Origin of the sequence: Variovorax soli (genome assembly GCF_031454625.1) — a bacterium.
Classification (GTDB): Bacteria; Pseudomonadota; Gammaproteobacteria; order Burkholderiales; family Burkholderiaceae_C; genus Variovorax; species Variovorax soli_A.
This window is the reverse complement of the sequence record NZ_JAVDRF010000006.1, coordinates 229,404-242,531: the sequence shown is the minus strand read 5'-3', so window position 1 is coordinate 242,531 and position 13,128 is coordinate 229,404. Positions and strand designations below refer to the sequence as shown.

The 13,128-nt window shown below is 68.7% G+C and carries 12 protein-coding genes; 5 read left to right on the top strand and 7 right to left on the bottom strand.

Annotation, left to right across the window (positions count from 1 at the left end; genetic code table 11):
- Positions 1-4: 4 nt before the first annotated feature.
- Positions 5-1,486: an NAD-dependent succinate-semialdehyde dehydrogenase gene (locus J2739_RS16370; protein ID WP_309903483.1), complete on the top strand. Its 1,482-nt coding sequence runs from the start codon at positions 5-7 to the stop codon at positions 1,484-1,486.
- A 53-nt stretch (positions 1,487-1,539) separates the two neighbouring features.
- Here the strand turns inward: J2739_RS16370 and J2739_RS16365 are convergent, their stop codons facing one another.
- From J2739_RS16365 to orn, 3 genes are all read right to left on the bottom strand, one after another.
- Positions 1,540-2,985: an NAD-dependent succinate-semialdehyde dehydrogenase gene (locus J2739_RS16365; protein ID WP_309903480.1), complete on the bottom strand. Its 1,446-nt coding sequence runs from the start codon at positions 2,983-2,985 to the stop codon at positions 1,540-1,542.
- A 218-nt stretch (positions 2,986-3,203) separates the two neighbouring features.
- Positions 3,204-5,042 (bottom strand): DEAD/DEAH box helicase, encoded by a 1,839-nt coding sequence (locus J2739_RS16360; RefSeq protein WP_309903479.1) that lies wholly within the window; start codon positions 5,040-5,042, stop codon positions 3,204-3,206.
- 221 nt (positions 5,043-5,263) lie between these two features.
- Positions 5,264-5,860 (bottom strand): oligoribonuclease, encoded by a 597-nt coding sequence (gene orn / locus J2739_RS16355; protein WP_309903477.1) that lies wholly within the window; start codon positions 5,858-5,860, stop codon positions 5,264-5,266.
- Between the two features lie 65 nt (positions 5,861-5,925).
- On the opposite strand from orn, the gene J2739_RS16350 reads away from it, so the two are divergent.
- From J2739_RS16350 to J2739_RS16335, 4 genes are read left to right on the top strand one after another with little or no spacing between them, the layout of a single operon-like run.
- On the top strand, positions 5,926-7,197 hold the full coding sequence (locus J2739_RS16350; RefSeq protein ID WP_309903475.1) for a M48 family metallopeptidase: 1,272 nt from the start codon (positions 5,926-5,928) through the stop codon (positions 7,195-7,197).
- A 25-nt stretch (positions 7,198-7,222) separates the two neighbouring features.
- Positions 7,223-7,561, top strand: coding sequence for a 4a-hydroxytetrahydrobiopterin dehydratase (locus tag J2739_RS16345; protein WP_309903473.1), 339 nt, complete (start codon positions 7,223-7,225; stop codon positions 7,559-7,561).
- 17 nt (positions 7,562-7,578) lie between these two features.
- Positions 7,579-8,538 (top strand): ribosome small subunit-dependent GTPase A, encoded by a 960-nt coding sequence (rsgA, locus tag J2739_RS16340; RefSeq protein ID WP_309903471.1) that lies wholly within the window; start codon positions 7,579-7,581, stop codon positions 8,536-8,538.
- On the top strand, positions 8,535-9,656 hold the full coding sequence (locus J2739_RS16335; RefSeq protein ID WP_309903469.1) for a glycosyltransferase family 4 protein: 1,122 nt from the start codon (positions 8,535-8,537) through the stop codon (positions 9,654-9,656). Before rsgA ends, J2739_RS16335 begins: the two co-directional genes overlap by 4 nt.
- A 30-nt stretch (positions 9,657-9,686) precedes the next feature.
- Here J2739_RS16335 and hisC read toward each other — a convergent pair whose 3' ends face one another.
- The 4 genes from hisC to rplS form a co-directional block, all read right to left on the bottom strand.
- Entirely contained in the window at positions 9,687-10,766 is a 1,080-nt protein-coding gene (gene hisC / locus J2739_RS16330) for a histidinol-phosphate transaminase (RefSeq protein WP_309903467.1), read from the bottom strand.
- A 25-nt stretch (positions 10,767-10,791) separates the two neighbouring features.
- A complete protein-coding gene (locus J2739_RS16325; protein WP_309903465.1) occupies positions 10,792-11,793 on the bottom strand; it encodes a CobD/CbiB family protein in 1,002 nt (333 codons plus the stop codon).
- 63 nt (positions 11,794-11,856) lie between these two features.
- Positions 11,857-12,576, bottom strand: coding sequence for a CoA pyrophosphatase (locus tag J2739_RS16320; RefSeq protein ID WP_309903464.1), 720 nt, complete (start codon positions 12,574-12,576; stop codon positions 11,857-11,859).
- A 163-nt stretch (positions 12,577-12,739) separates the two neighbouring features.
- On the bottom strand, positions 12,740-13,120 hold the full coding sequence (gene rplS, locus J2739_RS16315; protein ID WP_309903462.1) for a 50S ribosomal protein L19: 381 nt from the start codon (positions 13,118-13,120) through the stop codon (positions 12,740-12,742).
- Positions 13,121-13,128: the final 8 nt, after the last annotated feature.

Genomic DNA, 13,128 nt, shown 5'->3' with positions numbered 1-13,128 from the left:
AACCATGACACTGACCCTCGAACGCCAGGACCTGATGCCCGGCACCCAGCTCATCGGCGCCGACTGGCGCGAAGCCAGCGACGAACGTCGCCTCGACGTGACCGACCCCGCCACCGATGCCGTGTTCGCGAGCGTGCCGGACGGCACCGCCGCCGATGCGCGCGCGGCGGTCGATGCTGCGCATGCCGCCTTCCCCGCCTGGCGCGCGGTGCCGGCCAAGCAGCGCGCGGCGATCCTCAAGCGCTGGAACGACCTCATGGTGGCGCACCAGGAAGACCTCGGCCGCCTGATCTCGCGCGAACAGGGCAAGCCGCTGGCCGAGGGACGCGGCGAAGTGGCCTACGCCGCCAGCTACGTCGAGTGGTTCGCCGAGGAGGCGACGCGCGCCAACGGCGAAGTGATCCCCGCGCCGGTGAACGGCCGCCGCATGCTCGCGCTGAAGGAGCCCGTGGGCGTGGTCGCCGCGATCACGCCGTGGAACTTCCCGGCCGCGATGATCGCGCGCAAGATCGCGCCGGCGCTCGCGGCCGGCTGCACCGTGGTGTGCAAGCCTGCGGAAGACACGCCGCTCACCTCGCTGGCGCTCGTCAAGCTGGCCCAGGAGGCGGGCGTGCCGGCGGGCGTGCTGAACATCGTCACCGCCTCGCGCGAACGCACGCCCGAAGTGGTGGACGTGTGGCTGGCCGATGCGCGCGTGCGCAAGATCACCTTCACCGGTTCCACGCCGGTGGGCAAGCACCTCGCGCGCGCCTCGGCGGACACGTTGAAGAAACTGTCGCTCGAGCTCGGCGGCAACGCGCCCTTCATCGTCTTCGACGACGCCGACCTCGATGCGGCCGTCGAAGGCCTGATGGCGGCCAAGTTTCGCAATGGCGGGCAGACCTGCGTGTGTCCGAACCGGGTGTTCGTCCAGGCCAAGGTGCATGACGCCTTCGTCGACAAGCTGGCCACGCGCGTCGGCGCGCTCCAGGTGGGCCCGGCGACCGAACCCGGCTCGCAGATCGGGCCGATGATCAACGCGCGCGCCATCGAGAAGATCGAGCGCCATGTGCAGGACGCGCTCGCCAGGGGCGCGCGCATCGTCGTCGGTGGCCAGCGGCTGCGCTCGGCGCGCTGCGACGGCCCCAACTACTACGCGCCGACGGTGCTGGTCAACGCCGACGCGCGCATGGCGTGCAGCTGCGAGGAGACCTTCGGCCCCGTGGTGCCGGTCACGCGCTTCGACAGCGAGGCCGAAGTGATCGCCGCGGCCAACGACACGCCCTTCGGCCTGGCGGCCTACTTCTATTCGACCGACGTCCGCCGCATCTGGCGGGTGACGCAGGCCCTGGAGTCGGGCATCGTCGGCGTCAACGAAGGCGCGCTGGCCGCAGAGGCTGCACCCTTCGGCGGCGTGAAGGAGTCCGGCTACGGCCGCGAGGGCTCGGTGCACGGCCTCGACGACTACATGCACACCAAGTACGTGTGCGAGGGCGGCCTTTCGTAGCAGGCAAAAAAAAGCGCGGGCCCACGGGCCCGCGCCATCGGCTGCAAGAAGCCTCAGACCGCCATGATCGACACGGCCTTGGTGTTGAGGTAGGCCTCCATGGCCTCCGGCCCGCCCTCGGAGCCGTAGCCCGAGTCCTTGATGCCGCCGAAAGGCATTTCCGGAGAAGGCGCGGCCGGCTGGTTGATCCACAGCATCCCGACCTCCACCTGTTGCGACAGCAGGTGCGCGTTCTTGATCGAGCGCGTGAAGGCATAGCCCGCCAGGCCGAAGGGCAAGCGGTTGGCCTCGGCAATGGCTTCTTCCAGCGTGTCGAAGCCGCGAATGGCGGCGACCGGGCCGAAGGGCTCGTTGTTGAACACGTCGGCGTTCAGCGGCACGTCGGTCAGCACGGTGGGCGCGAAGAAATTGCCCGCCGAGCCCACGCGCTCGCCGCCCGTGGCCACGGTCGCACCCTTGCTGCGCGCGTCATCCAGCACCTGGGCCATCGCCGTGAGACGGCGTGCATTGGCCAGCGGACCGAGGGTCGTGCCCTCGGCCAGGCCGTCGCCGAGCTTGAGGCCTTCTGCATGCTTGACCAGCGCCTGCGCGAACTCGGCCTTGATGCTGTTGTGCACCAGGAAGCGTGTGGGCGAGATGCACACCTGGCCCGCGTTGCGGAACTTGGCCCCGCCCGCGGCCTTGACCGCCAGGGCGAGGTCGGCATCGTCGGCGACGATCACCGGCGCATGGCCGCCCAGCTCCATGGTGGCGCGCTTCATGTGCTGGCCGGCCAGGGCGGCGAGCTGCTTGCCCACCGGCGTCGAGCCGGTGAAGGTGACCTTGCGGATGATCGGGTGCGCGATCAGGTAGCTCGAGATCTCGGCAGGGTTGCCGAACACCAGGCCCACGGTGCCGGGCGGCACGCCCGCGTCGACGAAGGCCTGCAGCAGCGCGGCGGGCGAGGCCGGCGTCTCTTCCGGTGCCTTGGCCAGGAAGGAGCAGCCGGTGGCCAGCGCCGCGCCGAGCTTGCGCACCACCTGGTTGATCGGGAAGTTCCAGGGCGTGAAGGCGGCCACGGGGCCGACCGGCTCCTTGATCACCAGCTGTTGCGCCGCCAGGTTGCGCGAAGGAACGATGCGGCCGTACACGCGGCGGCCTTCGTCGGCGAACCACTCGATGATGTCGGCGCCCGCCAGCACCTCGCCGCGCGCCTCGACGAAGGGCTTGCCCTGCTCCAGCGTCAGCAGCCGGGCGATCTCGGGGGCGCGTTCGCGCAGCAGGCCGGCGGCCTTGCGCATGGTGGCTGCGCGCTCGTTGGCGGGGATCTTTCGCCAGGCCTGGAAGCCGCGCTGCGCCGCTTCGAGGGCACGGTCCAGGTCGGCGATGCCGGCGTGCGCGACCTTGCCGATGGGCTTGCCGGTGGCGGGGTTGATGACGTCCAGGGTCTTGCCGCTCGCGGCGTCGCACCATTCGCCATTGATCAGCAGGCGGGTGTCAACGTAGCTCGATGTGCTCATGTCAGTCCTTGGGTTCTTTCGGGGGATGTTGATGCGGGATTCGGACGGGAGCGGGCGCGAGGCCTGTCCCGTGCGCCATTGTCGCCGGGCGCGGCAGGCCGCTCCCGCGGGTGGGCCAAAGGCCCTCGCGACCGGGGCTCACACCCTGGGCGGGGCGGCTTCGCGGACGCAAAAAAAAGCCCGCCTCGGAAGAGGCGGGCTCGCAGGAAGATCGATGCTCAGCGGCTCGGCTTGAAGCCGCGGCGCTGGCCGTCGCGCGGCACGAAAGCCTTGCCGCCGCCGTTGCCGCGAGGGGCGCCGGCGCGCGAGGCGTCATCGCCCCAGCCGGGCTTGCGGCCATAGCCGCCGGCCTCGTCACGGCCCCTGCCCTGCGCCTGGCCCAAGGCCTGGCCCTGGAAGCCGCGCGAAGGCGCATGGCCTGGGGCCTGGCCCTGGAAACCGCGCGAAGGCGCATGGCCGCGCGCCGGGCCGCGATCGTTGTTGAAACCGCTGGCATTGGCATAGCCGGCGCGCGGGCCGCCGAACTTGCGGTCGCGGGAATGGCTCTCGCGACCCTCTCGGCCGCGGCCGCCGAAATCGCCCTGCGGACGGCCCTGCGGGAAGCGCTGCTGCGGCTCCAGGCCGGGGATCGTCTCGGCCTTGAAGGGCTGGCGGCTGTAGGCCTCGATGTCGAAGATCTTGCGGCGATCGCGGAACTCGGCGAAGGTCACTGCCAGGCCGTCGCGCCCGGCACGGCCGGTGCGGCCGATGCGGTGGGTGTAGTCCTCGGCCTTCATCGGCAGGCCGAAGTTGAAGACATGGGTGATGGTCGGCACGTCGATGCCGCGCGCCGCCACGTCGGTGGCCACCAGGATCTGCACCTGGCCCTGGCGCAGCGCCATCAGGCGGCGGTTGCGCAGGCCCTGGCTCAGCGCGCCGTGCAGCGCGACGGCGCTGAAGCCCGCCTGCTGCAGGTCGGCGGCGAGACCGTCGCATTCGACCTGCGTGCTGGCGAAGACGATGGCCTGGTTGATGCTGGTGTCGCGCAGCCAGTGGTCCAGCAGCTTGCGCTTGTGCTGGGCATTGTCGGCCCAGAACAGCACCTGCTTGATGTTGGCGTGCTTTTCCTGCGGGTTGTCGATGGTCACGCGCTGCGGCTCGCGCATCACGCGCTGCGCCAGCTGCTGGATGCGCGGCGCGAAGGTGGCGCTGAACATCATGGTCTGCTGGCGCTCGATGGTGAGCTGGTTGATCTCGGCCAGGTCGTCGGCGAAGCCGAGGTCCAGCATGCGGTCGGCCTCGTCGACCACCAGGAACTTGACCTGGTCGAGCTTGATCTGCATCGAGCGCTGCAGGTCCAGCAGCCGGCCCGGCGTGGCGACCACGAGGTCGGCGTTCTGCAGACGGGCGATCTGCAGCTGGTAGGGCATGCCGCCCACCACGTTGGCGATGCGCAGGCCGCGGCAGTGCTTGACCAGGTCGATGGCGTCGTGCGCCACCTGTTGCGCCAGCTCGCGCGTGGGGCACAGCACCAGCGCGCCCGGGGTGGCGGCCTTGAAATGGCGGGGGTTGGTCGGGTCCTTGCGCTTGGACTTCTTGGGCTGCGTTTCGCCTCGCGCGGCGGCTTCGGCGGCCTGGCGCTGGAATTCGGCCTTGGCGGCGGCGGCGGCTTCGGCCTGGCGCTGCAGCAGGGTGTGCAGCACGGGCAGCAGGAAAGCGGCGGTCTTGCCGCTGCCGGTCTGGCTGGAGACCATCAGGTCGACGAAGCGGGCCGCGCCGTCCGCACCGCCGCTGGCGCCCATGGCGCGCGGGATGGCGTGCGCCTGCACGGCGGTGGGCTGAGTGAAGCCGAGGTCCTCGACGGCAGCGATCAGCTCGCTGGCCAGGCCCAGTTGGACGAAGCCGTTGGGCTGCTTGGGCTCGGCGGTTTCGACCGCGTCGGCGGCTTCGACGGCTTCGAGCGCCTGAAAGACCTCGAAAGTCTCGGTATTGGTGGAAGAGGACTCGCCGCCAGCAGCAGCAAAGTCATTGGATTGCGCAGGCACGAACTCGCCCTGCGCTTCGAAAGCGTCGGTCATCAAAAAAATCCAAGTGCGGGCGCCGCCGTGAGCGGCACCCCGTCGGGTGGCGAAAACATCAACCATCCAACGACATTCAGCCGAAGCTTTCGCCTCGGCTGCGGCCCATTCAAGCGGGCGCGGTGTGCAAGATAGGGAGATGCAAGAAGCGCTTCGGGCACCTTCTTGAAGGCCTACCCGAAAGCGAAGCCATCGATTATCGCATGGCCTCGGGGTTTTTCCTAATCCTGCAGGCGCAGGAAGGTATCGCGGTAGTGCGCCAGCTCCTCGATCGACTCGTGCACGTCGGCCAACGCGGTATGCGCCTGCTGTTTCTTGAAGGCGTTGTAGGCGGCCGGCTTCCAGCGCTTGGCGAGCTCCTTGAGCGTGCTGACGTCGAGGTTGCGGTAGTGGAAGTAGGCCTCCAGCTTCGGCATGAACTTGACCAGGAAGCGCCGGTCCTGGCCGATGGTATTGCCGCACATGGGCGAGCCGTTCTTCGGGATGTAGCGTGCGACGAATTCGAGCAGCTGCTGCTCCGCCGCCGCCTCGTCCAGCGTGGAGGCCTTGACCTTGTCGATCAGTCCGCTGCGGCCGTGCGTGCCCTTGTTCCAGGAGTCCATGCCGTCGAGGATCTCGTCGCTCTGGTGGATCACCAGGACGGGGCCGTCGATGCGCGGCGTCAGCTCGGGGCCGGTCACGACCACCGCGATCTCGAGCAGGCGCTCCTTCTCGGGGTCGAGGCCGCTCATCTCGCAGTCCAGCCAGACGAGGTTCTGGTCGCTCTTCTTGAGGGTGGTGGCGGTCGCGGGGACGGTCGGGGCGGGGGAATCGGGCATTGGCCGATTGTCGTCGATGACCCTGCGCCCGAGCGGGCCTGCGTGCGGGCTAAACTCGCTGCGCCATGGCCTCTCCTCTGCCCGCTTCCCTGCTGTTGACCCTCGCCTTCGCGCTCGCGCTCGCCACGGGCCTGATCGTGAAGTTCTGGCTGGCTACGCGGCAGATCCGGCATGTGGCGCGCCACCGCGACGCGGTGCCCGCCGCGTTCGCGCAGGCCATCACGCTCGCTGCCCACCAGAAGGCGGCCGACTACACGATCGCCAAGACCCGCTTCGGGCTGCTCGAGATGGCATGGAGCGCCGTGGTGCTGCTGGGCTGGACACTCCTGGGCGGGCTGGACCTGCTCAACCGGCTGCTGCTCGGTGCGCTGGGCGGTGGCATGTGGCAGCAGCTCGCGCTGCTCGCGTCCTTCGCGCTGATCGGCGGGCTGCTCGAGCTGCCCTTCACCTTGTGGCAGACCTTCAGGCTCGAGGAGCGCTTCGGGTTCAACAAGATGACCTGGCGGCTGTGGCTGGCCGACGGCATCAAGGCGCTGCTGCTGGGCGCATCGATCGGCCTCCCGATCGCGGCGCTGATCCTCTGGCTCATGGGCGCGGCCGGTCGCCTCTGGTGGCTGTGGGCATGGGGTGCCTGGGTGGGCTTCAACCTGCTGCTGATGCTGGTCTACCCGACTTTCATCGCGCCGATCTTCAACAAGTTCAAGCCGCTGGACGACGCCACCCTCAAGGCCCGCGTGACTGCGCTGATGCAGCGCTGCGGCTTCGCCGCCAAGGGCCTGTTCGTGATGGACGGCAGTACGCGCAGCGCACATGCCAATGCCTACTTCACCGGCTTCGGCGCCAGCAAGCGCGTGGTCTTCTACGACACGCTGCTGCGCCAGCTGAACGCCGGCGAGGTAGAGGCCGTGCTGGCGCACGAGCTGGGCCACTTCAAGCACCGGCATGTATTGAAGCGCATGGCCGCGATGTTCGCGCTGAGCCTCGCCGGCTTCGCATTGCTGGGCTGGCTGTCCGGCCACGCCTGGTTCTACACCGGCCTGGGCGTGCAGCCCAACATGGCGGCGCCCAACGATGCACTGGCGATCCTGCTGTTCATGCTGGCAGTGCCGGTGTTCGGCTTCTTCGTGGCGCCGCTGCCGGTGCGCATCTCGCGCCAGCACGAGTTCCAGGCCGACGCCTATGCGATCGCCCAAACCAGCGGCGCCGACCTGTCCCGGGCACTGCTCAAGCTCTACCAGGACAACGCCTCGACGCTCACGCCCGACCCCGTGTTCGTCAAGTTCTACTACTCGCACCCGCCCGCCTCCGAGCGCCTCGCGCGCATGTCGGCCGCTTGAGCGTGCGTCAACCCGAAGGACGATCATGAGCAGCATGTTGAAGCCCATCGACTGGAAGACGAAGACGCGTCGCGCGTTGAGCGCGACGGAGATCGTGTCCCACCTGGCTCGCGTAGAGGGGTGGAAGCTCAGCGGCGACGGCGCCGATGTCGCCATCGAGAAGACCTTCACCTTCGCCGACTACTTCGAAACCATCGCCTTCGTGAATGCGCTGGCGCTGGTCGCGCACAAGCAGGACCACCATCCCGATCTCTCGGTGCACTACAACCGCTGCGTGGTGCGCTTCAACACGCACGACGTGGGAGGCCTGTCGGCCACCGACTTCGACTGCGCGGCCCAGGCGGATGCCTTGCTGGCCGCCTGAGCCCATGGAACGCGCCCTTGGTTAAGCCTGCGCGCGCCCGGCCGCTGGGCCATGCCGACGGGCACACGGCACGGCGCGACGGCCTGGTCATCGCCAGCCACGGCCGCCATTGCGTGGTCGAGACGCCGGAGGGCGAGCGCGTCATCTGCCATCCGCGCGGAAAGAAGAGCCAGGCCGTGGTCGGCGACCGCGTGCGCTGGCAAGCCAGCGAGGACGAGGGCACTATCGAGGAAGTGCTGCCGCGCAAGAACCTGTTCTATCGGCAGGATGAGATCCGCACCAAGTCCTTCGCGGCCAACCTCGACCAGGTGCTGATCCTGATCGCGGCCGAGCCGGAGTTTTCCGAGGCGCAGCTGGCGCGTTCGCTGATCGCCGCTGCGGCCGAGCGCATCGCCCCCATCATCGCGCTCAACAAGAGCGACGTGGTAGCCCCCTTCGAAAGGGCCTGGGAGCGGCTGGCACCCTACCGGCGCATGCACCACGGCGTGCTGCCGCTGTCGCTCAAGGCCTCGCCCGAGGTGGATCGCGCGACCCTGATGAAGCTGCTGGCCGGCAAGACCACCCTGGTGCTCGGCCCCTCCGGCGCGGGCAAGAGCACGCTGACCAACCTGCTGGCGCCTGGCGCACGTGCGAGCACAGCCGAAATCTCGCAGGCGCTGAACTCGGGCAAGCACACCACCACCAGCACGACCTGGTACTGGGTGGACGACGAGCGCAGCACGGCGCTGATCGACTCGCCGGGCTTCCAGGAGTTCGGGCTGAATCACATCGAGCCGATGCAGCTGGCGGCGCTGATGCCCGATATCGCCGAACACGCCGGCGAGTGCAAGTTCTACAACTGCACGCATCTGCACGAGCCGGGCTGCGGCGTGATCCCACAGGTGAGTTCGCCGGGCCATCCGGGCCCGATCAGCCCCTCGCGCTACCGCATCTATGGCGAGCTGTTCGCTGAACTGAGCCAGTCCCGCCATCGATGAAAGTGCTGCTGTACTCCCATGTCTTCCATCCCTCGGTCGGCGGCGTCGAGACCGTGTCGCGGGCACTGGTCGAGGGGTTCGTGGCCCGCGGCGTCGATTGCAAGGTGGTCACGCAGACAGCAGCGAAGGAGGCCGAGGCTTTCCCCTTCGAGGTGATCCGCCAGCCATCGGGCCGACGCGTGCGCGAGCTGCTGCGCTGGGCCGACGTGGTGCTGTTCAACGGCGCGAGCCTGGCCTTGCAGCCCTGGGTGCTGCTCTCGCGCAAGCCTTTTGTCTGGGTGCACGTGGGCTACCAGGCCGCCTGCATCGACGGCGCCGGCTGGGTGGACGGCAAGCCGTCGCCCCTGGCTCCCTTCCCCTCCTTTCTTTTTCATGCGCGCCGCAGCGGCTACGCCAACGGAGTCAAAGAGGGCATGAAGCTGCTGCTGCGCCGCGGCGTCGCGAAGTTCGGCGTGACGCGCAACGTCGCCATCACCGAGTGGATGAACCAGGCCTTGCCGCTGCCGCGGCAGGTGCAGATCTACAACCCTTTTCCGATCGAGCGCTTCCGCGCGGCCGATCGCGAGAACACCGAGTACGAGTTCTTCTACATGGGAAGGCTGGTGCAGGAAAAAGGCGTCGACGTCTTGATCCGCGCCTTCGCGAAGCTGCTCCAGCGCCACCCGGGCCGCCCGCGGCTGCTGCTGATCGGCGATGGCGGGGCCCGCCCCGAGCTCGAGCGTCTGGTGGCGGCGCTGGGCGTCGCGCACGCGGTGCGCTTCGTCGGCGCGCAATCCGGTGAGGGCCTGGTCGACTGGGTCGCGAAGGGCCTGATCGGCGTCATCCCCTCGGTGTGGTACGAGCCCATGGGCGGCGTTGCCATCGAACTGCTGGCGGCGGGCAAGAGCCTCATCGTGTCGGCCCAGGGCGGACTGGCCGAGTGCGTGGGCGATGCCGGACTGACCTTCCCGAACGGTGACGACGAAGCCCTGGCCGCCCAGATGCAGCGCTTGCTGGACGATCCGGCCCTGCGCGCCACGCAGGCAGAGAAGGCGCGCGAGCGCGCAGGGAGCTTCATGCCGGGGCGCTTCGTTGGCCAGTACATCGAGATGCTCGAGGGGATTGCGCGTCAGCGCTAGACAATCCCGGAGAGACCGCCCTCCGGGACTTCAGCCCAGGATCTCTGCCAACGCCTCCACGAGCGCGCTGCATTGATCGCGCGTGCCGATGCTGATGCGCAGGTACTGCGCGATGCGCGGCCGGTCGAAATGCCGAACGAGCACTGCACGCGCGCGCAGCGCCGCCGCCAGCGCCGCCGCATCGCGCGCAGGGTGGCGGACGAACACGAAATTGGCCTGCGAGGGCAGCACCTCGAAGTCCAGGTCCTCGAGCTGCAGGGTCAGGCCCTCGCGGATGTCCATGACCTCATGCCGCGTGTGCGCGAACCAGGCCTCGTCCTCGAGGGCGGCGATGGCGCCGGCACTTGCGAGACGGTCGAGCGGATAGGAATTGAAGCTGTTCTTGACCCGCTGCAGTGCCTCGATCAAGTGCGCTTGCCCGCAGGCGAAGCCCACGCGCAAGCCGGCGAGCGAGCGCGACTTGGAAAGGGTCTGCACCACAAGCAAGTTGGGATGCTGCTCGATCAACGGCAGCGCACTCTCGCCACCGAAATCGACGTAGGCTTCATCCACCAGCACCACCCGCCGCGGGCACGCGACCAGCAGGCGCTCGATGCTGTCGAGGGGCAGGCCAATGCCGGTCGGCGCATTCGGATTCGCGATCACGACGCCCGCGCAGCCAGCGGCCGCGCGCGCCGCGATCGCGGGGACGTCGATGCGCAGTCCCTCGTCGACCGGCTGCAACTCGCAGCCGATGCCGTAGAGCTGCGCGTACACCCGGTAAAAGCTGTAGGTGACGTCCGGGATCAGCAGCGGCTCGGCCTGCTGGAAGAAGGCGAAGAAGGCGTGAGCCAGCACCTCGTCGGAGCCATTGCCCGCGAACACCTGCGAGACGTCCAACCCGTGGCGCCCGGCGATCGCTTCGCGCAGTGCGACCGATTCGGGGTCCGGATAGCGCTCGAGTCCCTCCGACGCCGCCCACTCGATGGCGTCGAACACCTGCGGCGACGGCCCGAAGGGGTTTTCGTTGGTATTGAGCTTGACCAGCTTCGCGATGCGCGGCTGCTCGCCCGGCACATAGGGTTCGAGCGCCGCGATGCGCGGGCTCCAGAAGCTGGGGACGGTGCTCAAGGGGACCGATCCGATCGCGCGATGCTCAGCCCAGCAGGCGCGCCAGCGTGAGCAGCGCCAGCAGCACCATCCACATCACGACCGAACGCCAGACGAGGCCGACCACGCTGCGCAAATGCGCCGGCTCGGGCTCGCGCCCCGGCGTGCTTCCGCTGTCGGGGCCGTGCATGCCGGCGAGCGGGTCGCCGGCCTGGGCTCGCGACAAGGGATCGCTCACAGGCACCGGCCTCAGCGTGCCGCCGCCGAGCCGCACGTTGACCGCGCCCGAGGTCGCGGCCAGGATCACGCCGTCGTTCTCGTTGGGGAAGCGCCGGGCGTCATTGCGCCAGCAGTCGATCGCTTCCTCGAAGCTGCCCACGACGGCGAAGCCGATGGCGGTGATGCGGGCGGGCAGCCAGTCGATCAGCGTCCAGGCCTGGTCGGCCGCCTTCTGCACCCAAATGCTGGAGGGCTGGACCGAAGCGTTGTTCTTGTGCGCCCAATAGCGCGAGACGAACTCGCTCATGCGGTAGAACACCGCGCCAGCCGGCCCCAGGCCAAAGGCAGCGAGGATCGAGAACCAGGCCAGGACGCCGAACACATGTCGGTGCGCCGCGATCACCGAATGCTCGATCACATGGCGCACGATCTCGCTGCGCGGCAGGTCGGCCGCATCCACGCGCTGCCAGTGGGCGAGCAGCGAGCGGGCCAGGGCCTCGTCGCCGATGTCAAGGGCATCGCGGATGCCGGTGAAATGGTGGCTGAACTGCCTGAACCCGAGCGTGACGTAGAGGACCGCCACGCTCCATAACACGGCGAAGGGCAGGCCCAACGTGAGCACCAGCAGCCAGTGCACCCCGAGCGCGAGCACCGTGGGCACCAGCACCGCCAGCGCCCATGCCACCCAGCCGTGGTGCGGCTTGCCGGCGTCGAAATTGCGGCTGGTCCAGCGCGTCCACGCCAGGACGCCGCCATACACCGGGTTGTGATAAGCGAGCGGCCGCACCTGCTCGATCAGCAAGGCACACAGGATGGCGAAGAAGCTCATCCTTCGATGATAGCGAGTGGTCCCCGGGCGGCCCGCCGGGCAGGCCCTGCCTGCCCGGCGGCGTCAGGCCACCAGGAAGCGGTAGAGGTTGCGCAGCATGCCGGCCGTCGCGCCCCAGACATAGCGCTCGTGCGGACCATCCTGGTAGGGCATCGACAGCCACTCGCGCGACTGGAGGTCGTCGCCCACCACCGCGTGGCGGCGGTGGTTCGCCGGGTTCATCAGGTAGGCCAGGGGGACCTCGAAGGCCTCGGCGACTTCGTACGGGTTGATGGCCAGCTCGAAGTCCGGGTGCACCAGAGCGACCACGGGGGTCACGATGAAGGAAGTGACCGTCGTGTAGGTCGGAAGCTTGCCCAGCACTTCGATGTACTCGGCCGAGAGGCCCACCTCTTCCCAAGCTTCGCGCAAGGCTGCCGCCGAGACGTTGGCGTCCTCGGGATCGACCCGGCCGCCGGGGAAGGCCACCTGGCCCGAATGCGTCGACAGGTGGGCGGTGCGCTCGGTCAGGAGCACCGTGGGCTGCTCGCGCATCACGATCGGCACCAGCACCGCGGCTTCGGCGGGAGCGCGGCTCGTCAAGCGCGGCTCGCGCCGCAGCTCGGGCGTCCAGGCGGGCGGTGCTGCGAAGCGCGCGCGGAGCGCTCGGGCTTCGAAATGGGCGGCCGGAACGGCGGGGAGTGCGGAGTCGACGGCGATCACAGGCACCTGGCGCGGGTCGAAGGAGCTCAGCGCCGGCGGCAGGACGGCATTGACGGTCTCTTCGGCGGGGGCGGCGCGCATGGCGGGTGATGGAGCAGTCAAGTAAGGATCTACCGAGTAAAACGCAAAACGGCGCCGCGAATGACAGGCGACGCCACAATAAAAATCACGATTGCCCCAAGTTCATGGGGCACCAACGCAAAAAGCCGCCTGAGTGGCGGCTTTTTGCACGACAGGAGCGCTCTTACTGAGCAGCCGCTGCGGGGGACTTGCCCGGCAGCTTTTCCTTGATGCGCGCCGAGCGGCCGCTGCGCTCGCGCAGGTAGTACAGCTTGGCACGGCGCACGTCGCCGCGGCGCTTGACTTCGATGCCGGCGATCAGCGGGCTGTAGGTCTGGAAGGTCCGCTCGACGCCTTCGCCGCTGGAGATCTTGCGCACCGTGAAGCCGCTGTTGAGGCCGCGATTGCGCTTGGCGATCACCACGCCTTCGTAGGCCTGCACGCGCTTGCGGTTACCTTCGACGACGTTCACGCTGACGATGACCGTGTCACCGGGCATGAAATCGGGAATCTTCTTGCCGAGCCGGGCGATTTCTTCCTGCTCGAGGGTCTGGATAAGGTTCATGGCTTTCC

Excerpts from the sequence above, each read along its gene's own strand:
- J2739_RS16370 (WP_309903483.1), top strand. The coding sequence starts at position 5 with ATGACACTGACCCTCGAACGCCAGGACCTGATGCCCGGCACCCAGCTC.
- J2739_RS16335 (WP_309903469.1), top strand. The coding sequence starts at position 8,535 with ATGAAAGTGCTGCTGTACTCCCATGTCTTCCATCCCTCGGTCGGCGGC.
- J2739_RS16365 (WP_309903480.1), bottom strand. The coding sequence starts at position 2,985 with ATGAGCACATCGAGCTACGTTGACACCCGCCTGCTGATCAATGGCGAA.
- rplS (WP_309903462.1), bottom strand. The coding sequence starts at position 13,120 with ATGAACCTTATCCAGACCCTCGAGCAGGAAGAAATCGCCCGGCTCGGC.
- J2739_RS16325 (WP_309903465.1), bottom strand. The coding sequence starts at position 11,793 with ATGAGCTTCTTCGCCATCCTGTGTGCCTTGCTGATCGAGCAGGTGCGG.
- J2739_RS16320 (WP_309903464.1), bottom strand. The coding sequence starts at position 12,576 with ATGCGCGCCGCCCCCGCCGAAGAGACCGTCAATGCCGTCCTGCCGCCG.
- J2739_RS16345 (WP_309903473.1), top strand. The coding sequence starts at position 7,223 with ATGAGCAGCATGTTGAAGCCCATCGACTGGAAGACGAAGACGCGTCGC.
- J2739_RS16350 (WP_309903475.1), top strand. The coding sequence starts at position 5,926 with ATGGCCTCTCCTCTGCCCGCTTCCCTGCTGTTGACCCTCGCCTTCGCG.
- orn (WP_309903477.1), bottom strand. The coding sequence starts at position 5,860 with ATGCCCGATTCCCCCGCCCCGACCGTCCCCGCGACCGCCACCACCCTC.
- J2739_RS16360 (WP_309903479.1), bottom strand. The coding sequence starts at position 5,042 with ATGACCGACGCTTTCGAAGCGCAGGGCGAGTTCGTGCCTGCGCAATCC.